The organism is Lysinibacillus sp. FSL M8-0134 (genome assembly GCF_038069745.1).
GTDB lineage: Bacteria > Bacillota > Bacilli > Bacillales_A > Planococcaceae > Lysinibacillus > Lysinibacillus irui.
The window spans coordinates 2,977,019-2,998,379 of sequence record NZ_JBBPAJ010000001.1 but is presented as its reverse complement, the minus strand read 5'-3'; the positions used below and the strand labels follow the sequence as shown (position 1 = coordinate 2,998,379).

Here is a 21,361-nt window from a genome sequence, read left to right as displayed (position 1 = left end):
GTGTAGTCTTCATTATAAAAAAAGCAAAGTCACTAGCAATTGTGACTTTGCTTTTGTGCTTTTATTGATGAAATGATTTGAGCTTTTCGTAAATGCCTGCCATTCGTTTTTCTTCACCAGCAATCACCGGTTTATAAAATTCTGTTCCTACAAGCTCATCGGGTAAATATTGCTGATCCACCCAACCGCCAAAAGTGCCAATCGGCGTGTTATGTGGGTATTGGTAGCCGACATGCCCTAAATCTTTCGCACCTTCATAATGAGCATCGCGTAAATGGTGTGGAATATCACCTGTTCTCCCTTCATGAATGGCCGTTATGGCAGCATCAATTGCAGCAATAGCGGAATTGGATTTGGATGATAAACACATTTCAATAACAGCACTTGCAAGTGGTATTCGCGCTTCTGGTAATCCGAGTCGTTCTGCTGCTTGGACTGCTGCCAACATATGAGGGCCGACTTCAGGATTGGCTAAACCTATGTCTTCGTAGGCCATAACAAGGAGTCGTCTGCAGACAGCTACTAAATCACCTGTTTCTAATAAATGCGCTAAATAATATAAAGCGGCATTTGTGTCACTCCCTCGTACAGATTTTTGCAAGGCAGATAGTAAATTATAAAAATGAGAACCTTTTTTATCGCCATAAACACCAATGCGGCTAATGAGGTGCTCAATGATGTGGTCAGCTGCAATGGCTTGCCCATCAACCTCATCGCTTGCATAGTAAATAGATTCAAGTAAAGTCAATGCCTTTCGTGCATCTCCATTAGCTGCTCCAGCAATTTGTTCGATTTGAGCATCAGTTAATGCAAAATGATATTTACCAAGGCCTCGTTTTTCATCCGCTAGAGCTTTTTTTATAAGCTCAATTAAATGATCTTTTGTTAGCCGTTTTAGTTGATAAATCTCCCCACAACGTGAACGGATAGCTGGATTCACATCATGGTAAGGATTTTCCGTTGTAGCACCAATCAATACAATGGAGCCGTTTTCAACATGTGGTAATAAAGTATCCTGCTGTAATTTATTGAAACGATGAATCTCATCTAAAAAAAGGAGTACTTTTCCGGAAATTCTAGCTTCTTGTACAATATCTTCCACATCTTTTTTACCAGCACGAGTTGCATTCAGTGCAAAGAAAGGGAGCTTTGAGCTTCCTGCAATAGCATTCGCGATAGATGTTTTACCAATGCCGGGCTCTCCGTATAGCAACATCGAAGGTACATGTTCGTTTTGAATCATTTTATAAAGGGCTGTGTTGGGACCAATGAAATCCTGATGACCAACAATCTCATCAAGGGTTAAAGGACGCATTCGAAAAGCGAGTGGTTCATTGTGCATAATAATTCCCCCTTTCAGTCGTTGTCATGTTTTGCTTCGACCATGTTTTTACGTTAAAATAAAGCGCTGATGGTCATTTTTGAACGAGTATGAATCGCATTTATTAGTATATCATATCCTTCTAGGTGTATTTCCGAGTTCTTCAAGAGGAGATTATGATATACTGTTGGTAGTATTTTTGACTAGACTAATTGAGGGTGATAAAATGAAAATTTCAACAAAGGGCCGTTATGGGCTTACGATTATGATTGAATTAGCAAAGCATTATGGGGAAGGACCTATTCCATTGCGTAAAATTGCTGCGGAAAAAGAGCTTTCTGAAGCATATTTAGAGCAATTAGTGTCCCCGCTTCGTAATTCAGGCTTAGTAAAAAGTGTACGTGGTGCTTATGGTGGTTATATGCTAGCGAATCCACCTAGCGAAATTTCAGCTGCCCATGTTATTAGTGTACTAGAAGGGCCGATTCAACCTGTAGAGGGTATCGAAAATGAGGAAGCACCACAACGAGAGCTATGGCTTCGTATTCGTGATGCGGTAAAAAATGTATTAGACACAACAACAATTGAAGATTTAGCACAATATACAGAAGAAAATGTAGCAGAAGGCTATATGTTCTATATTTAAAATGTTTAGGCTAAAGCGCTGCTCCCCCATTCTTATCATATGTTGGTTGAAGTAATGGACTTCAAGCTGAATGCTTTTGACAAGCGAATGATAATCAATGTGGGTTCCAGCGCTTTTTATCAAAAAGGAGTTTTTTAAACATGAATTCATATATCTATCTCGATCATGCAGCCACATCTCCGATGAACGGCCAAGTCATAGAAGCGATGACAACTGCTATGCAGCAAGTATTTGGCAACGCATCAAGTATTCATGGAGCAGGTCGAGAAGCACGAAAATATTTGGACGATGCTCGTGAGGTATTAGCCAATTCCATTGGTGCTCAGGCGGGGGAGATTATTTTAACAAGTGGTGGTACGGAAGCTGATAATACGGCTATCTTTGGGACTGTCTATGCCCGTGCGAATGAAGGAAAACACATTATTACAACTCAAGTTGAGCATCATGCGGTGTTACATACTTGTGAAAAACTTGAACGGGAAGGCTTCGACGTGACCTATTTACCAGTAGACCAAATGGGACGTGTAGCGGTGGAGGATGTCCAAAAAGCACTCCGTGAAGATACCGTTTTAGTAACGATTATGTATGGTAATAATGAGGTAGGTACGATTCAGCCTATTGCGGAAATTGGTGAGCTATTGCGTAATCATCAGGCTACATTCCATACAGATGCTGTACAGGCTTATGGCTTAGAGGCGATAGATGTAGACCAATTACAAGTTGATTTATTAAGTGTATCCGCTCATAAAATCAATGGTCCTAAAGGAATTGGATTCCTTTACCAAAAGACGGGCACACCGTTAGCGAGTTATGCTTTAGGAGGCGCACAAGAGAAAAAACGTCGCGCAGGTACTGAAAATATACCAGCTATTATTGGTTTTGCAAAAGCTGTACAAGTTGCAAATGAGTTGCGTGAAGAAAAGCGTTCACTATACAATCACTTTAAGCAAATTATGCTTGATGTTTTTTCACAGGAAAAGTTAGCGTTCCATGTGAATGGCAATGAGGAGCAGTCATTACCGCATATTCTAAATATCAGTTTTGATGGCATGGAAGTAGAATCATTTTTAGTAAATCTTGATATAGCAGGAATTTGTGTATCGAGTGGATCGGCATGTACTGCTGGATCAATTGATCCATCACATGTGTTAGTTGCTATGTTTGGACAAGGTTCAGAGGAATTAAGAAACTCCATTCGATTTAGCTTTGGTCAGGATTTAACGGAAAATGATATTCGACGTGCAGCTGAGAAGACGGCACAAATTGTGAAAAAACTAGCTAAAAAATAATTTGCGAAACGAATGTTATGTTCTACAAATTTTGAAGAACGAACTGTAAATAGATAAAAGAAAAGGTGAACACAATGAAAGAAACACGTGACCCCTCACAAATTCGCGTTGTTGTCGGCATGTCTGGTGGGGTTGATTCCTCGGTAGCTGCATACTTGTTAAAACAACAAGGGTATGAAGTAATCGGGATCTTTATGAAAAACTGGGATGATACGGACGAAAACGGTGTTTGTACAGCAACAGAAGATTATGATGATGTGATAAAAGTATGTAATCAAATAGGTATCCCATATTATGCCGTTAATTTCGAAAAACAATACTGGGATAAAGTTTTCACATACTTTTTAGAAGAATATAAAGCAGGACGTACTCCGAACCCTGATGTAATGTGTAATAAAGAGATTAAATTTAAAGCATTTTTAGAGCATGCCATGAACCTTGGCGCTGATTACTTAGCAACAGGTCACTATGCACGTATTGACCGCAGAGATGACGGGGAAGTCAAAATGTTACGCGGTGTTGATGACAATAAAGATCAAACATACTTTTTAAACCAACTATCACAGGAGCAATTATCTCACGTCATGTTCCCTATTGGTGATATTGAGAAAAAAGAAGTGCGTAAAATTGCAGAAGAAGCAGGATTAGCAACTGCAAAGAAAAAAGATTCAACGGGCATTTGCTTTATCGGAGAACGTAATTTCAAAGAATTTTTAAGTCAATATTTACCAGCTCAACCTGGCAAAATGGAAACGATGGATGGCGTTGTGATGGGACAGCATGATGGTTTAATGTACTATACACTTGGTCAACGACATGGTCTTGGAATTGGTGGAGATGGTGAGCCATGGTTTGTATTAGGAAAAGATTTAGAGCGAAATGTTCTACTTGTAGGACAAGGATTTGACAACGAGTATTCATACTCTACATCTTTAACTGCTGTGAAAATGAATTATACTTCGACAAAAAAATTGCCTGGGAAATTTTCATGTACAGCAAAATTCCGTTACCGTCAAACTGATACTCCAGTAGAAGTTGAAGTTTTACCAGATGGCCGTGCTCATATTATTTTTGCTGAGCCTGTTCGTGCTATCACTCCTGGACAAGCAGTTGTTCTTTATGATGGAGAAGAATGTATGGGTGGCGGAACAATTGACGAAGTCTTTAAAGGTAATGAAAAACTAACATATGTTGGATAGTTTGCGTTAAGACTGCTTTTACTGCCTCTTGGCTTCATAGAAGCAGTCTTTCGCTACATAAGAGGTGAAGAACGAATGAATTTTAATGAACAAGGCATTCAAGCATTTCAAGAAAAACGTTATGAGGATGCTGCACAATTATTTACAAAAGCAATTGAAGCAGAGCCAGAAAATGCTATTGGATATGTGAATTTTGGGAATCTATTAGCGGTGCTCGAAGATACAGAACGTGCTGAGCGTTTCTTTCAGAAGGCCATTACTGTGGATGAAACAGCGGCTACAGCTTATTATGGTTTAGCCAATCTATATTACAATGCAGAACGCTATAATGAAGCAGTGAAGCTTTACGAGCAAGCATTAAAGCATCATATTGAAGGCGCGGATGTCTATTATATGATGGGCAAATGTTTTGAACGCATGGAAAATTCAAAATTGGCATTGCCTTATTTACAACGTGCCGTGGAGCTTGCTCCCGAAGATACACAGATTCGATTAGCCTATGCCATTGTGCTATGTGCGTTAGAAATGTTTGAGGAAGGGAAGAAGGAACTGGATCTTTTAATTGAGCAGGATTGGAATAATGCAGATGCACACTATAATTTAGGTGTACTGTATGCCGTGTCCACAGAACAAACAGAAGATGCGATGTATCATTTGAAACAAGCATTTACATTAGAGCCTGAATATGATCAAGCACGTTATATTTACGATATGATTGCACAACGATTTAACTAATACATGCTAAGCAGCAAGAGCCGAATTGACAACTTGCTGCTTTTGTATTTTATCTCAATCGGTGGTGTTACCGTCAATCTATTACATAAAAATAATCCCTTCCTCTTTTCTTTTCAGTTCAAACTTGGTAATGTATGTCATGCAGGAAAGGAAAAGGTGACAAAATGAATAAAGTATTTACTGCACTATTACTTGTAACAGCACTTGCTGCCATTGAAGGTACCATTGTTAGTACAGCCATTCCAAGTATTACCGCTGATTTATTAGGAGTTGACTTAATAAGCTGGATATATTCCGCTTATTTACTGGCTTCTGCAATTGCCGCCATTATCTTTGGAAAGCTAGCCGATTTATTTGGTCGCAAACGGATGATTATTATCGGAATCATTATTTTTTTAACGGGTTCCATGCTATGTGGCTTAGCACAATCGATGGAGCAATTAATTGTATTTCGTGCGATCCAAGGGATTGGTGCAGGTTCCATTTTACCAATCACATTAACGATGGTTGGAGAGCTGTTTAAATCTGAGAAAGAACGTGCCAAAGGACAAAGCTATTTAAGTATGGTATGGGGCGTGTCTGGCGTGGTTGGTCCTTTATTTGGTGGCTTTATCGTTGACCAAGTGTCATGGCATTTTATCTTTTTCATTAACATCCCATTCGGCTTAGCTTCTATTTATTTAATAGCTAAACATTATAAGGAACAGCTTGAGGCCGTAAAGCGTAAAATTGATTACCTCGGTGCTATGTTATTTACTATTGGTATGGTGGCGTTGTTATTTGTCATAATTGAAAACAGCAAAACGCAGGCTTGGTTATCAAGTCAATCAATTCTTATGTATGGAATCGCAGCTATATTCTTAGGTGTTTTTATTTGGGTAGAGCTACGAGCTGAAGAACCCATTATTCCATTAACACTGTTTAAAAATGGTCGACTCATGGTCATTAATGCCTTAACATTAAGCGCAATGTCTATTGTCATTGGTGTAACAGTTTATATACCGATATTTGCACAAAGTGTTCTTGGAAAAAATGCAACACAAGCAGGCTTAATATTAACACCGATGTCAGTTTTCTGGACGGTGAATTCCATTTTGGCTGGTTATTTAATTGGACGTTTAACGAATAAGCGCATTATTCAAATGGGAACGATTTTGCTTGTTATAGGTACACTATTGCTTGCAAGATTATCTGAAGGCTCCAGTGATTTCAGTGCCTATTTTGGTTCCTCCTTAATTGGATTGGGTATGGGCTTTATTATGCCGATGTTAATGATTTCAATCCAAAAGGTTGCCAATCCAAAGCAACTTGGTATATCTATAGGTTTGAACTCATTTACCAATACATTTAGTCAAGCAATGGGCGCAGCTCTATTTGGGATGATTTTTAACCTTGCTACGAGTGAAAAAATGGCTTCATTGGGCAAAGGTGAAATTCAATTAAATGGGGAATTTGCAAAAGGTGGCTTTAGTCTAGAAGAAATTAGCTTTTTAAAGGAAACTATTGCAAATGGTGTAAGCTATGTATATATAGCTACCCTTATTTTTGCAGTTTGTACCCTGATTTTCTCTTTCTTTGTAGCAACAAAGTCCAAAGCATAGTTTAATTGGAAAATCCACTTGACCTTCTGCGGGAAGGAACATGATTTATTTTTCTCGCAGAACACCAAGTGGATTTTTATCATCTTATTCTTTATTTTTGCTAGGAAATTCTGCTAAATAGTTAGCTAAATGAGAGATAGGGGTACTATCTAACAATGAAGGCTCAGTCTCATTTTCTTTTAAAATATTGATTTCTTTATTTAGTCGTTCCATTTTTCGATCTAACTCAGCTGCTTGTAGGGCGGCTTCTTTTAATTCAATTCGTATATGCTCGGGTACTTCTTTGTTATATTTATAATAAATTTTATGTTCCAAGCTTGCCCAGAAATCCATTGCTATTGTACGAATTTGGATTTCTGTATAAACCTTTTCCATATGGTCTGACATAAAGATCGGGATTTTAATAATGAGATGTAAGCTTTGGTAACCATTTTCTTTTGGATGGGCAATATAATCTTTTACCTCTACAACCTCTATGTCATGCTGCGCCTGTAACATGGCGCTTACCTTGTAAATATCCTCTACAAAAGAACAGGTGATCCGAGCCCCTGCTATATCACGGATGTTTTCACGAACGGCTTCCATTGAAGGAGGAAGCTCTTTTTTCATCATCTTCGCTAAAATACTTTTTGGTGTTTTTACACGTGTCGATATATGCTCAATTGGATTATATTCGTGTATTAACTTAAATTCTTCTTGTAAGATATTAATTTTCGTCTCCACTTCTTGTAGGGCAAATTTATAGGCTAAAAAGAAGCGTGTGAGTTCAGTTTGAAATGACTTTAAAGAGTTTACTTCAAATTCGGTTTTCATACCTCATAAATCCTTTCTCTTAGTAAAATACTTATTATTTGTGCGATGGTTCGTTTATGTAGCTTTTAATGTAGTAGGCGATGATACTCCAATACGCTTATATGCTATACAATATAGAACTCCCATTACAAATAAAAGGTTTCAGAAAGACAAGAATGGATTAATAGGATGAGAAGTGGGGATTAAACAATGGGGAATGAGTTGCCCCTTTATTTTAACTAATAATTTCAGCATTTAAGTTATAACGCTTATTAAACTCATCTACAAAAACTTGTAAATCTATATAGGTTCCAATATAAGGTTCGGTTTCTTGATCACGTAAGAAGCCACATGTAGCCTTTAATGATTTTGAAAACTCTAGTAACATTTGCTCGTTATCCAGTTGTACGTGAATCGCAAGAGAATCGTCTTTTTTATTAACCTTGAAATATTTTCCGTCAATGATACGTTCTAAATTCGTTTCTTGAAAAGGGAAAACAAAATCCTTATAAATTAGCTTCACAAAATCCCGTCCTTTTTACAATATTTCACTACATCTGTATATGGTAAATCTCCGCCAAAAAGAGAGAGGGCACTTCCGATGGTCACATGCAGTTTTCCGTTGGCTAATAGGTTAAATTTTTCTAAGTCTTCAACTGAACGAACACCGCCAGCGTAAGTGGTTGGGATGGAAGTCCAAGCAGCTAAATCCCGTACCAAACTTTCTTGCATTCCGCCTTTTTTCCCTTCCACATCAACAGCGTGAATTAAAAGTTCATCACAAAACTGCTCAATATAGGCTATGGACGTTGCATTGACTTCGAAATGACTAAATCTGGTCCATTTATCTGTTACGACAAACCACTTTCCATCACGCATCTTACAACTGAGGTCAATGACGAGACGTTCTTTACCAATTAATTGGTTTAAATGTTTTAAACGTATTAAATCTAGCTGACCATCATGAAAAATATAGGATGTGACAATGACATGTGAAGCCCCTGCATCTATAAATTTTTGTGCATTTTCAGCTGTAATGCCACCGCCAATTTGTAAGCCTTGGGGGTAGGCAGCTAAAGCAGCTAAAGCGGCTTCTTCATTTCCTGAACCAAGCATGATGACGTGACCACCCGTTAACTGATCTTTTGCAAACAGTTGAGCAAAGTAGCTAGCATCATGATTAGAAATATAATTTTCTACGACGGCTTGATCCGTATACCCTAGAGTGCTCCCGACAATTTGTTTTACTTTGCCTTCATGTAAATCGATGCAAGGTCTAAATTCCAATGACTTCACAATCCTTCCGTGCTACTAATTCATATTCATCATAGCATGGAACGATAGTAAAAGGCGGAGAATTGTCATTTGTCAAAATAATGTAAAAATAAAGAGAGGAAAACATTTTTCTCTACGATATTTTTCCTAGGCTATGGTAAAATAAAAAGATTGAAAACAATTAAGAAAGGACGATCCGAACATGACAGATCATTTAGATTTATTCGAGCTCAATAAATTTTTTATACTCGGACGTCCAATCGTCTCCATTTTTCATAATGCACAAAATATGTATTCGATTGTACGTGTGAAAATTCAAGAGACAAACTTACAATATGAAGATAAAGAGATTATCATTGTTGGTTATTTTCCACCGCTACAAATGGATGAGCAATATCGTTTTACAGGGATTCTAAAGCAACATCCTAAATATGGAGCTCAATTTCAAATTGAGACTTTTACAAAAGAGGTACCTGCAACCGAACAAGGCATTATACATTACTTATCCAGTGATTTATTCGTAGGAATTGGGAAAAAAACGGCTGAAACGATTGTTGAAAAATTAGGAGCTAATGCACTCCGTGTTATTTTGGAAGATCCTAGCGCGCTCGATGCTGTACCACGGCTATCTACTGAAAAAAAAGAAGTGATTCATCGCACCATTGAGCAAAACTTAGGCTTAGAACGAGTGATGATTCAGTTAAATGAGTGGGGCTTTGGACCACAGCTCGGGATGAAAATTTATCAAACCTATCGAACTGAAACAATTGAATTATTAACAGAAAATCCATACCGTTTGATTGAAGATGTTGAGGGGGTTGGTTTCTTTCGAGCTGACGAATTAGGTGCGAAATTAGGCATTACTGGCAAACATCCTGATCGTGTCAAAGCAGCGATTTTCCATGTTTTAAATACGGCTGCATTATCGGATGGACATGTATATCTTGATGCTGAACATGTTTTGCCCCTCGTTAAGGATATGCTTGAACAAAGCCAACGACAGGAGATCCCATTTGAAGACATTTCTAAAGCGTGTATCGAACTGCGTGAAGAGGGAAAAATTTGTGGTGAAGAAACTCGGTTATATTTACCATCACTTTATTTTTCTGAGGTAGGCATTGCATCGAAAATTGTTTCGCTCATTGAACGAAATAATAAGGCGGAGCATTTTAGTAAAGATGAAATTCGTAAAGCTATTGGTGAAACAGAGGAGTTACTTAATGTTACCTATGCCGAAACACAGGCCAATGCTATTGAGCAAGCCTTAAATTCAGCGGTCATGATTTTAACGGGCGGCCCTGGGACTGGGAAAACGACTGTTGTCCGTGGAGTCGTTGAAGTATATGCAAAGCTGCATGGCTTATCATTAAACCCAAAAGAATATGCGCAAAAAGAGGAGCCTTTTCCAATCATTCTTTGTGCACCAACTGGACGTGCTGCTAAACGATTAGCTGAATCGACTGAACTTCCTGCAATGACTATTCATCGACTACTTGGCTTTACAGGGCAAGAAAAAGAAGAAGAGACAGAGCGTGAGGTGACTGGCAAGCTGATTATTGTGGACGAAATGTCCATGGTGGATACATGGCTTGCTCATCAGTTATTAAAAGCATTACATGAAGATGTTCAGGTTGTCTTTGTAGGTGACCAGGATCAGCTTCCACCCGTAGGTCCAGGACAGGTGTTAAAGGATTTATTAGCATCCAAGCAATTGCCGACGGTTGAATTAACTGATGTCTACAGGCAAGCTGAAGGTTCTACGATTATTGAACTTGCCCATCAAATAAAAAAAGGAACCATTCCCTATGATCTTACAGCCAAAACATCAGATCGTTCATTTATTAAGGCTTCAGCTGATCAGGTTGCGAATGTCGTTACGCAAGTTGTAAAAAGTGCGGTGGCAAAAGGTCAAGAAATTCGTAATATTCAAGTGCTAGCCCCCATGTATAAAGGACCTGCTGGCATTGATAATTTAAACAAAATGATACAAGAGCTCATCAATCCAAATGATACGGGTACTCGAAAAGAGCTTGTCTTCGGCGATGTCACCTATAGGATAAAGGATAAAGTCCTGCAGCTAGTCAATCAACCTGAAAGTAATGTTTTTAATGGTGATATGGGGGAAGTCATAAGTATTATTAAGGCGAAGGAAACAATAGAAAAGCAAGATTTACTAGTCGTTTCCTTTGATGGTATTGAAGTAACCTATCAACGTAGTGATTTAAATCAATTGACATTAGCCTATTGTTGTTCAATCCATAAATCACAAGGCTCTGAGTTTCAAACCGTTATTATGCCTGTTGTCAGAGGATATTCAAAAATGTTGCGTCGTAACCTTTTATACACAGGCATTACACGTGCAAAAAATTTCTTGATACTTTGTGGTGAACCTGATGTGCTGGCAGATGGCTTACAGCGTACGGACGATCTACAGCGATTCACTTCCTTACGAGCTAGACTCAACCCAATGGATATGAATGATGAGGTTATTGAAGTCGAGGCAGTCTCAGTGGAAGAAGAAGAGAGTAAAGAGCTATCCAATGAACAAAAGCTAACGGCAGAAACAGCACCTTATATTCATCCGATGATTGGTATGGAGGATATCTCTCCGTATGATTTTTTGGATGACTAAAGTAGTTACCTCGATCAATAAGAACATGTACCCGATTAGACTGACAGTATCTAATCGGGTTTTTTCTACTTAGCTGTGTCGTCACCTAATTTTTGGACATTTCATATACTAGATAAGTACAAAAACATAGGAAATGTATAGGGGTGACAGTATGGCAATAATGACAGGGCAGCAGTATATTGAGCGCATTGATGCTTTGAAAACGTATATTTCGATTGATGGAGAAGTTGTGACAGGAAAGGTGTCAGAACATCCTGCCTTTAAAGGGGTTATGCAAAGTCAAGCGAAACTTTTTGATCTACAACATCAAAGGGCACTTCTTGAAAAAATGACATACGAATCGCCAACTAGTAAAGAGAGAGTCGGCATGTCATTTCTTCAGGTTTTGACTCCAGAAGATCTTGTGAAAAGACGCCAAGCTGCAAGGGAATGGGCCTTAGCATCTAACGGTTTTTTAGGAAGAAGTCCTGATTATATGAATACGACGTTAATGGCCCTAGCTTCTGCATCAGATTTTTTAAAAGATAAACCAAACTGTTTTCCTGAGCATTTACTAAAGTTTTATGAGTATGCTCGTGAAAATGATATAACGATGACACATACCTTTATCGAACCACAAGTGAATCGTCAGCGCTACTACCATGAAAATGAAGATATTACGATTGCGGCAAAAATTACCGAGAAGACAAGTGAAGGTTTAGTCATTAAAGGGGCAAGATTATTAGCAACACAGGGTGGTATAACAGATGAATTGCTCGTTTTATCTACAAATGGCTATGATGAAGGAAAAGGTTTCGGCTTTTCTATACCGAGTAATACGAAGGGCTTAAAGTTTTTATGTCGACAATCTTTTGTAGGCGGACATTCTACTTTTGATCACCCTTTGAGTGCTCGTTTTGAAGAAATGGATGCGATCGTTGTATTTGATGATGTAGTTGTCCCATGGGATCGTGTTTTTTACTATGAAAATGTCGACGTTGCTAATCAATTTATGAATGTGAGTGGATTCCAGGCCTATGGCTTGCATCAAGTACTGTCTCGTCAAATTGCCAAGACGGAGTTTATCCTAGGGGTCATACAATCAATTGTGGATACAATTAATATTGGAGAATACCAACATGTACATCAAAAAGTGGTGGATGTCATTGTGGCTTTAGAAACGATGAAAGCATTACAATTAAAATCAGAAATAGAGGCACAGAGAGATTTGTTTGGCTTTATACGACCTGACCTATCCACGCTACAGGTCGCGATTCAAATTTTCCCGAAAGTGTATCCAACCTTCACAGATATTGTCCAGCTACTTGGGGCAAGCGGTTTAATGTCTATACCAAGTGCAAAAGCATTTGCAACAGATGACGGTGATCTTGATCACTACTTACAATCAATCCGAGATACAGGCGAAGAGCGAGTAAAAAAGTTCCGTTTGGCTTGGGATTTAACGATGAGTAGTTTTGGCACAAGACAAACACTTTATGAACGCTTTTTCTTTGGTGACCCTGTACGTTTAACTAGCCTGCTCTATCAGTCTTATCATCGGGAGCATTTCGTTCAGAGAGTGGAAGATTTCTTGAAGAGTGATTGATTAATTGTTTGACAGTTGTGATTGTATCCGCTATGATTTGTAGGAATAAAAGAATAAACTCCCTTCGTTAGGTGAGGCTCCTATGCTGGAGATACGCTACTACCCAAAAATGTCGAGAGACGCCAATGGGTCAACAGAAATCATCGAAATAAGGTGTTTTTTAACGTAGCTGGACATAATCCTATGCCGCATAGTGCTAAAACTCAACGTTTGAAGGTAACAAGCATGCAATGTTTTTTATTGCTATTTTTTGATATGTGTATTCAACACGCCTTCATTCGTAGAAGGCGTGTTTTTGTTATGAAAGGAAGGTGATGAGAAATGGATAGTAGTCCTGAGCCGAATAAGTACTATTTAGGTAAACAGCAACAATTAAAAAGTCGTCAATTTCTGATCACCGACGCAGACAAAAGGTAAGTTTGATTACCTTTTGTTACTTTCTCATAACAAAACACGAGGTGAAGTATAATGATTAAAATTCACTATTATGAAAGCAATAGTAAGACAGTGCAACATGATTTCAATATGCTTGATATACAACTTCCTATTCCTAACGGAGATTTATTATGGGTGGATTTATATGCTTATCGATATAATGAATTAAATAATATAGCAGATGTCTTTGGCTTTCATCCACTAGCAGTGGAAGATTGCTTACATGAAGGATCACGTCCTAAAATGGATAACTATGGTGATTATAAATTTTTTGTTTTCCATGCGCCTATCTACAATGAAAAAAGTAACAATGAAATTACAACTGTTGAGTTAAATATTTTTATGGGGCCAAATTATGTAGTCACTGTTCATAAACAGAAATTACAATGGCTTGGTCATATGGAAAAGGTTTGCTTCAATAGTTCAACGTATATGGAAAAAGGCACTGATTTTTTACTGCATACGATTATTGATGGAATTACAGATGAGTATTTTCCGGTATTAGAGCGCATCCGAGCACGCATTGATGAACTGGAAGAGGAAATTTATGATTATCAACCAAAAGTCGTTACCGAGGAATTTCTTGCGCTGAAGCGGAACATTATTTTAATTCGCCAAGCTATTATGCCGCAAAGAAGAATTTTTTCAACTATGAATGGTCAATGGAAATTTGACATTCAAGAAGATAATATTCCATTCTATAAAGATTTAAATGACCATTTAGAACGTCTTGTTGATTCTACGGAGACCTATCGTGATTTAGTCAACAGTACGCTAGATACGTATTTTTCAATTATTAGTGGGAAATCTATTGAAAAACTAAACTTATTAACGGTAATCTCGACGATTATGTTACCACTTTCTGTGATTACTAGCTTTTTTGGTATGAATGTACCTTTACCTTATCAAGACTCGCCGATTACAACAATTACGATCAGTGCCTTCTTAGTGTTATTTACATGGGGCATGTGGGTCTACTTCAAAAAAATGATTGCATAGCTATCGTTTGTTATACTAGTACTAATTGACAGCACAACAAATTTTTTTTATAATTTTCGATAGAAAAAGTAAAAACGATGATGGAGACAGTACGTATTTGTATGTGAAAAGAAAGGGATTTCTAGGCTGAAAAAATCCTCACAACAGCAAATGCCGAAAGCTACTCCAGAGTGCAGCTAATCCCTGCCGTTCACTGACGTTACAAGTGCTAAAGAGGTAAGTAAGAGCGTTTACTTACAACTAGGGTGGTACCGCGAGACAAATGACAAGTCCTCGTCCCTTTTTTGGGGATGAGGGCTTTTTTTATTTTCTTCGGTAGAACCTTAAAGGTGTAATTCATGTAGATTGCAGGATTCATATCGTGATTTTACAATATAAAAAATAGGAGGAATTTATCCAATGAAAGCAGTAGATATTCGCCGAATGTATTTGGAATTTTTTAAAGAAAAGGGGCATCATCATGAGCCATCAGCACCTCTTGTGCCAATAAATGATCCATCATTACTTTGGATTAACTCTGGTGTTGCGACACTTAAACCGTATTTTGATGGTCGTGTCATTCCTGATAATCCACGTATTACAAACGCACAAAAATCAATACGTACAAATGATATTGAGAATGTTGGGAAAACGGCTCGTCACCATACGTTCTTTGAAATGCTTGGAAACTTCTCTATTGGTGACTACTTCAAAAAAGAGGCTATTCATTATGCATGGGAGTTTTTAACAGATAAGAAGTGGATGGGCTTTGATCCAGAATTATTATCGATTACAATTCACCCTGAAGATCAAGAAGCTTATGATGTGTGGCATCAAGAAATTGGTATTCCAGAAGAACGTTTAATTCGTTTAGAAGGGAACTTCTGGGATATCGGAGAAGGTCCATCTGGTCCGAACTCAGAGATTTTTTATGATCGTGGCGTAGAATACGGCTCAGATGAAAATGACCCTGAGATGTACCCAGGTGGGGAGAATGAACGTTATCTTGAAATTTGGAACCTTGTGTTTTCTCAATTTAACCATAATCCTGATGGCACTTACACGCCACTACCAAAACAAAATATTGATACAGGTATGGGCTTAGAGCGTATTGTATCCGTTGTTCAAAATGTACCAACGAACTTTGATACAGATTTATTTATGCCAATTATTGAAAAAATCGAGGAATTTGCTAACCGTCAATATAAACGTCCGTCCGAAGTAGACTTAAATGAAATTTTCGGCTCAGAGGAAGATATTAATACACCATTTAAAGTGATTGCAGACCATATTCGTACAGTAGCATTCGCAATTGGTGATGGAGCACTTCCTTCAAACGAAGGCCGTGGCTATGTACTTCGTCGCTTATTACGTCGTGCTGTTCGTTATGCAAAACAAATTGGTATTGAAAAACCATTTATGTTTGAATTAGTGCCAACTGTGGGTAAAATTATGGAAGACTTCTATCCAGAGGTAACGGAAAAATGTGAATTTATTCAACGCGTTATTAAAAATGAAGAACTTCGTTTCCATGAAACATTAGATGGAGGTCTTGCTATCTTTAATGAAGTAGTTGAATCACAAAAAGCAGCAGGCCATGATTATATTCCAGGTGCAGATGCTTTCCGTTTATATGATACTTATGGCTTCCCTATCGAATTAACAGAGGAATACGCAGAGGAAGTAGGCATGAAAGTTGATCATGATGGTTTCGAGGCGGCGATGGAAGAGCAACGTGAGCGCGCTCGTGCAGCACGTCAAGATGTTGATTCCATGCAAGTACAAAATGAGGTATTAGCAAACTTAACAGTTGCAAGTGAATTTGTTGGCTATGATACGTTAACAGCTAATACTGAAATTGCTGCAATGATCGTCAATGGCCAAGTTTCCAAAGTAGCTTCAGAAGGTCAAGAAGCATTAGTCATTTTAGCTAAAACACCTTTCTACGCTGAAATGGGCGGTCAAATTGCCGACAGCGGTACAATTTCAAATGATAGCTTTACTGCTGTAGTAAAAGATGTTCAAAAAGCACCAAATGGGCAACCACTTCATACTGTAGTAGTTGAATCTGGTGAAATGCATGTAGAAGATGCAGTGCAAGCAGTAGTAAATCGTGATGACCGTAATTTAATTATTAAAAACCATACAGCAACACATATTATGCAACGTGCATTAAAAGATGTGTTAGGCGACCATGTTAACCAAGCTGGTTCTTATGTAGGTCCTGACCGTTTACGTTTTGACTTCTCACACTTTGGTCAAGTCACAAAAGAAGAGTTACAACAAATCGAACGTATTGTAAATGAAAAAGTGTGGGATGATATAGAGGTCATTATTGAAGAAAAAGCTATAGATGAAGCGAAAGCAATGGGTGCAATGGCATTGTTCGGTGAAAAATATGGTGATGTTGTTCGTGTAGTTTCAATCGGGGATTATTCTATTGAGCTATGTGGTGGTATTCATGTAAAACGTTCTTCTGAAATCGGCTTCTTCAAAATTGTTTCAGAAGGTGGTATTGGTGCAGGGACTCGCCGTATTGAAGCTGTTACAGGTAAAGTTGCTTATGAAGCGGTTAAAGAAGAAGAGGCTCTTTTAAATGAAGCAGCTGCATTATTAAAAGCAAACCCTAAAGATATCGTAACGAAAGTTCAGGCATTACAAGCTGACTATAAAGAATTACAACGTGAAAATGAAGCTTTATCGCAAAAAATCGCTAATGCTCAAGCAGGAGCTATTGTTGATGCAGCACAGACAATTGGAGATGTGACGGTTCTATCTACAAAAGTAGAAGCGAAGGATAACAATCAACTGCGTCAAATGATGGATGACCTGAAAGCGAAAATGCCAAAAGCAGTTATCGTACTTGGCGCTGTTGATGGCGAAAAAGTAATGCTATGTGCAGGTGTTTCCAAAGAATTAGTTGGTGGCAATTACCATGCAGGGAATATTGTGAAAATGGTCGCAGAAGCATGTGGTGGTAAAGGTGGCGGTCGTCCAGATATGGCGATGGCAGGTGCAAAAGATGCTTCAAAACTTGATGAAGCACTACTTTCTGTGTATGATTATGTTAAATCCATTTAATTAATTCACCAAAACATGTTATAATAAAGAGAAATTGGAGATGAGCTTGTTTGCACATCTCCTTATTTCTGAAAGCGAGGTGCTGGTCATGAGTTCATTTGATCAAACGATGAAATTTAATTTTCCAGAAGAATCAATGGAACAGGAAGTCAAGCAGGTAATGTTGAAAGTACATTCTTCATTAGAGGAAAAGGGATATAATCCTATCAATCAGATTGTTGGTTACTTACTTTCTGGTGATCCGGCGTATATTCCTCGCCATCAGGATGCTCGTAATTTAATTCGCAAGCTTGAGCGTGACGAAATTCTAGAAGAGCTTGTTAAATTTTATATCAAAAAGAATAACGAGGACTAGAAATGAGAATTATGGGATTAGACGTTGGGTCAAAAACCGTAGGCGTTGCTGTAAGTGATGCACTCGGTTGGACCGCCCAAGGTATTGAAACCGTAAAAATTGATGAAGCGAATGGTGAGTTCGGCATTGAACGTATCGCCGAGCTAGTAAAGGAATACACTATAACAGAATTTGTTGTAGGTTTTCCGAAAAACATGAATAATACGGTTGGACCGCGTGGAGAGGCTTCTGAGAACTATAAAAAGCTATTAGAAGAACATTTCTCACTACCGGTCAAATTATGGGATGAACGTCTAACAACGATGGCTGCTGAACGTATGTTAATCGAGGCGGACGTGAGTCGCAAAAAGCGTAAGCAGGTCATTGATAAAATGGCAGCAGTGATGATTTTACAAGGCTACTTAGATAGCAAAAATTAATTGATGAGGTGACAATACATGGCACAAGAGCATAACCATGAAGAAGAATTACACGTTCAACACATTACAGTGATTGACGAGAACGGAAATGAGCAGCTTTGTGAAGTGATTCACGTTCATGAATCTCCAGAGTTTGGGAAATCATACGTATTTTACTCAATGGTAGGCGCAGAAGAAGATGAAGATGGTTCAGTTGAAATTTTCGTATCTTCATTCGTACCTTCTGAAAATGGTGAAGATGGTGAATTAACACCAATCGAAACTGAAGCAGAGTGGGATATGGTAGAGGACGTTTTAAACGCTTTAGAGGATGAATACGAAGACTAATCTTCTTACTTAAAGCTTGGAACAAGGAGCGCAACTTGCAGTCCTTGTTCCTTTTTTATTGGGGTCTATTTTATAGGGGTGCGGAAAACCTTAAATATGTGAATCCGATTGTGTTTAGAGAGTAGAAAGGTTGTTAATGATAAATGAGATTGCTTATAAACTGGCAGGGTTCGCTTAAGAATAGAGGATAAGCGCTCATGTATTGGCAAGAGCCGCTCGCAAATTGAGGATAGGAGCTCATAAACAGGCTGAAGCTGCTCGCAAGTGAATGGTAAGCGCTCATAAACTAGTTGTAGCCGCTCGGAAGTGAATGGTAAGCGCTCATAAACTAGTTGTAGCCGCTCGCAAGTGAGTAGAAAGCGCTCATAAACAGGCTGAAGCCTCTCGGAAGTGAAGGGTAAGTGCTCATAAACAGGCTGAAGCCGCTCGGAAGTGAAGGGTAAGCGCTCAAACATAGGCAGGCCCCGCTCGCAAGCAGAGTGAAACTGCTCAAAAGGTAATCCCCAATCCTACCTAGATATAGGATGAAAGCATTTAAAAAGTAACTAACTTAATTAAGAAAACAAAAAAATACTCAATAACATGACAATAAACTGTCATAAAAGGAGGAAATCGAATGAATGAAGAAACGCAAGAATTTATGATAATCGGAAAAGATGGGAAGGAACAACGCTGCCATGTGGTCTTTACATTTGATGCAGAAGACAAGTCCTATGTGTTATTTTCAATTTTAGATGAGAGTGGTCAAGAAATCCCAGGTGATCTTTCAGCGATGACATTTGATTATGATGACAATAGTGGTGAGATGATAAATTTACAACCTGTTGAAACAGATGCGGAGTGGGAAATGATTAATGAAGTGGTGTTAACACTTCTTGATGAGTTTGAGGAAGATGAACCACAACTTATTACGGTGACAGAGGAAGACGGGACAGATCATGTTTGTGAGGTTATTCATACGTTTTCATCTGAGCAATTTGGCAAATCGTATGTTTTATATGTTCAAGCGACGGATGAACCTATTGACGAACGAGATATATTTGCTGCACAATATATTGCTGGAAACGATGGACAAATTGAAGAATTGTTGCCGATTGAGACGGATGAAGAGTGGGAATTTGTTGAGGAAGTATTAAATACTTTATAGTTTGAACGATTTCTTTAAGCTCAAAAATCTGCTAACAATGATTGTTGGCAGATTTTTTACATATGTAATTTCTCCTGAATTGTCGATTTCTGTTTGTCGTGAAAGTTGATTTCTAGTATGATAATGTTTAGTGATAGGGGGGAAACCCGTGGATAACGGTTCTAAAAAACAAGAAATGTTTTCAAAAATGCAAGAAAGAAAATCTGAGGTAAAAGTTGTGAGAAAAATCGTTGCAATTATTGCCGTTGTTTTCGTGCTTATAATAGGTGTAGTGGGATTATTTGGGTACAACTATGTAAAGGGTGCATTAAAACCACTTGATCCTAATGCAACAAAAACAATAGCAGTAGAAGTACCAATAGGTTCGAGTTTAACCTCCATTTCTACATTACTAGAGAAAAAAGGTGTCATTAAAGATGCACGTGTTTTTAAATACTATGCTAAATTTAAAAATGAATCTCAATTCCAGGCAGGAAATTATGATTTAACACAGGCAATGACATTTGATGAACTCATTGAAAGCTTGAAAACAGGGAAAGTATATCGTAAGCCAGTCTTTACGATGACTGTTCCGGAAGGCTTAACACTTGAGCAAATTGGTAAGGTAATTGAAAAGAAAACACCATACACACAAAAAGAATTTATGGATCTTGTGACAAGTGAAGAATTTGTGCAACAAATGATGGCAAACTATCCTGAGCTTGTAACAGATGCTGTGTTAGCAGATAACATTCGCTATGACTTAGAGGGCTATCTATACCCAGCGACCTATTCTTACTTTGAAGAAAAACCATCTTTACAAGCAATCGTAGAAGAGATGATAGCAGCCACAAATAATGTGGTTAAGAACTATCATGATGTTTTAGCAGAAAAACAAATGTCAGTTCATCAACTATTAACGTTTGCTTCATTATTGGAGGAGGAAGCTACTGCTCAAACAGATCGAGAGACAATAGCAAGCGTCTTCTATAATCGTATTAACGAAGGAATGCCTTTACAAACAGACCCAACTGTTTTATATGCACTTGGAGATCATAAAGATCGTGTTCTATTTGAGGACTTAGAAGTCGATAATGCCTATAATACTTACAAAAATAAAGGCCTACCACCTGGACCAATAGCTGGTGCTGGTAAGACTTCGATTGAGGCTACCTTGAACCCAAGTCAAACAGATTATTTCTATTTCTTAGCAGATAAAGAGGGTGTCAACCACTTCTCGAAAACTTATGATGAACATTTACAGAAAATAGCAAAATATTTACAAAAAGAAGAGTAAGCTTATGTAAAGCTTAAAAGCATATAGCAAACAGATGGATAGAAGGAAAGAAAAATAGCTTTCCTTCTATTTTCATGCTATTATAAAGTGTGATTTTTGATCAATCCGTTCATTTATGCGGGACAAATATGCGTGGTGGCAATTGTTTGCATATCTAAACAATTGCTCATTTTTGTATGGCAAAGTACCAAGACATCACGTTTGGTCTTTTTCTTTTTGTTGATAAATGATGAAGTACAGACAACAGCAAAATGCTTGTTGCTTTTTA

Annotated in this window: 18 protein-coding genes, 1 riboswitch and 1 other annotated feature; of the genes, 14 read left to right on the top strand and 4 right to left on the bottom strand. The window is 38.1% G+C overall.

Translation table 11 applies throughout. The features are described from left to right. Positions 1-61: 61 nt before the first annotated feature. Entirely contained in the window at positions 62-1,342 is a 1,281-nt protein-coding gene (locus MKY49_RS15345; RefSeq protein ID WP_274793880.1) for a replication-associated recombination protein A, read from the bottom strand. Positions 1,343-1,547: 205 nt separating this feature from the next. Between MKY49_RS15345 and cymR the strand changes: the two genes are divergently transcribed. The 5 genes from cymR to MKY49_RS15320 all read left to right on the top strand — a co-directional run bounded on the left by cymR (position 1,548) and on the right by MKY49_RS15320 (position 6,791). Next, positions 1,548-1,967 (top strand): cysteine metabolism transcriptional regulator CymR, encoded by a 420-nt coding sequence (cymR, locus tag MKY49_RS15340; protein WP_008181126.1) that lies wholly within the window; start codon positions 1,548-1,550, stop codon positions 1,965-1,967. Between the two features lie 140 nt (positions 1,968-2,107). Continuing rightward, on the top strand, positions 2,108-3,256 hold the full coding sequence (locus MKY49_RS15335; RefSeq protein ID WP_312506735.1) for a cysteine desulfurase family protein: 1,149 nt from the start codon (positions 2,108-2,110) through the stop codon (positions 3,254-3,256). Between the two features lie 74 nt (positions 3,257-3,330). Beyond that, complete coding sequence (gene mnmA / locus MKY49_RS15330; protein WP_312506734.1) at positions 3,331-4,455, top strand: tRNA 2-thiouridine(34) synthase MnmA; 1,125 nt, start codon at positions 3,331-3,333, stop codon at positions 4,453-4,455. A 75-nt stretch (positions 4,456-4,530) separates the two neighbouring features. After that, the gene (locus MKY49_RS15325; RefSeq protein WP_274793877.1) at positions 4,531-5,190 is read left to right on the top strand and encodes a tetratricopeptide repeat protein; all 660 of its coding nucleotides are present in this window, start codon (positions 4,531-4,533) and stop codon (positions 5,188-5,190) included. A gap of 164 nt (positions 5,191-5,354) precedes the next feature. Further along, positions 5,355-6,791, top strand: a complete 1,437-nt coding sequence (locus MKY49_RS15320) for a DHA2 family efflux MFS transporter permease subunit (RefSeq protein ID WP_312506733.1) — start codon at positions 5,355-5,357, stop codon at positions 6,789-6,791. A gap of 84 nt (positions 6,792-6,875) precedes the next feature. Here MKY49_RS15320 and MKY49_RS15315 read toward each other — a convergent pair whose 3' ends face one another. The 3 genes from MKY49_RS15315 to hisA form a co-directional block, all read right to left on the bottom strand. After that, on the bottom strand, positions 6,876-7,604 hold the full coding sequence (locus MKY49_RS15315) for a GTP pyrophosphokinase (protein WP_274793875.1): 729 nt from the start codon (positions 7,602-7,604) through the stop codon (positions 6,876-6,878). A 214-nt stretch (positions 7,605-7,818) separates the two neighbouring features. Further along, complete coding sequence (locus MKY49_RS15310) at positions 7,819-8,106, bottom strand: hypothetical protein (RefSeq protein ID WP_274793874.1); 288 nt, start codon at positions 8,104-8,106, stop codon at positions 7,819-7,821. After that, on the bottom strand, positions 8,103-8,870 hold the full coding sequence (gene hisA / locus MKY49_RS15305) for a phosphoribosylformimino-5-aminoimidazole carboxamide ribotide isomerase (RefSeq protein WP_312506732.1): 768 nt from the start codon (positions 8,868-8,870) through the stop codon (positions 8,103-8,105). The genes MKY49_RS15310 and hisA overlap by 4 nt, the downstream gene beginning before the upstream one ends. A gap of 190 nt (positions 8,871-9,060) precedes the next feature. Here hisA and recD2 point away from each other — a divergent pair, with 190 nt between their 5' ends. The 9 genes from recD2 to mltG all read left to right on the top strand — a co-directional run bounded on the left by recD2 (position 9,061) and on the right by mltG (position 21,093). Beyond that, positions 9,061-11,490, top strand: a complete 2,430-nt coding sequence (gene recD2 / locus MKY49_RS15300; RefSeq protein ID WP_312506731.1) for an SF1B family DNA helicase RecD2 — start codon at positions 9,061-9,063, stop codon at positions 11,488-11,490. Positions 11,491-11,641: 151 nt separating this feature from the next. Further along, the gene (gene hpaB / locus MKY49_RS15295; protein ID WP_312506730.1) at positions 11,642-13,075 is read left to right on the top strand and encodes a 4-hydroxyphenylacetate 3-monooxygenase, oxygenase component; all 1,434 of its coding nucleotides are present in this window, start codon (positions 11,642-11,644) and stop codon (positions 13,073-13,075) included. Positions 13,076-13,131: 56 nt separating this feature from the next. Further along, a riboswitch (M-box (ykoK) riboswitch) is annotated at positions 13,132-13,297 on the top strand. A 246-nt stretch (positions 13,298-13,543) separates the two neighbouring features. Then, entirely contained in the window at positions 13,544-14,509 is a 966-nt protein-coding gene (locus MKY49_RS15290; RefSeq protein WP_274793870.1) for a magnesium transporter CorA family protein, read from the top strand. A gap of 68 nt (positions 14,510-14,577) precedes the next feature. After that, positions 14,578-14,793: a binding site (T-box leader), on the top strand. Between the two features lie 115 nt (positions 14,794-14,908). Continuing rightward, on the top strand, positions 14,909-17,569 hold the full coding sequence (gene alaS, locus MKY49_RS15285) for an alanine--tRNA ligase (RefSeq protein ID WP_312506729.1): 2,661 nt from the start codon (positions 14,909-14,911) through the stop codon (positions 17,567-17,569). 88 nt (positions 17,570-17,657) lie between these two features. Further along, positions 17,658-17,924, top strand: coding sequence for an IreB family regulatory phosphoprotein (locus MKY49_RS15280; RefSeq protein WP_004226839.1), 267 nt, complete (start codon positions 17,658-17,660; stop codon positions 17,922-17,924). 2 nt (positions 17,925-17,926) lie between these two features. After that, positions 17,927-18,343 carry a Holliday junction resolvase RuvX gene (gene ruvX / locus MKY49_RS15275; protein ID WP_274793868.1) on the top strand — a complete coding sequence of 139 codons (417 nt, stop codon included), beginning with the start codon at positions 17,927-17,929 and terminating at the stop codon, positions 18,341-18,343. 18 nt (positions 18,344-18,361) lie between these two features. After that, a complete protein-coding gene (locus tag MKY49_RS15270; protein ID WP_274793867.1) occupies positions 18,362-18,670 on the top strand; it encodes a DUF1292 domain-containing protein in 309 nt (102 codons plus the stop codon). A 616-nt stretch (positions 18,671-19,286) separates the two neighbouring features. Next, positions 19,287-19,817, top strand: coding sequence for a DUF1292 domain-containing protein (locus tag MKY49_RS15265; protein WP_274793866.1), 531 nt, complete (start codon positions 19,287-19,289; stop codon positions 19,815-19,817). Positions 19,818-19,965: 148 nt separating this feature from the next. Then, positions 19,966-21,093 carry an endolytic transglycosylase MltG gene (gene mltG / locus MKY49_RS15260; protein ID WP_312506728.1) on the top strand — a complete coding sequence of 376 codons (1,128 nt, stop codon included), beginning with the start codon at positions 19,966-19,968 and terminating at the stop codon, positions 21,091-21,093. The last annotated feature ends 268 nt before the right edge of the window (positions 21,094-21,361 follow it).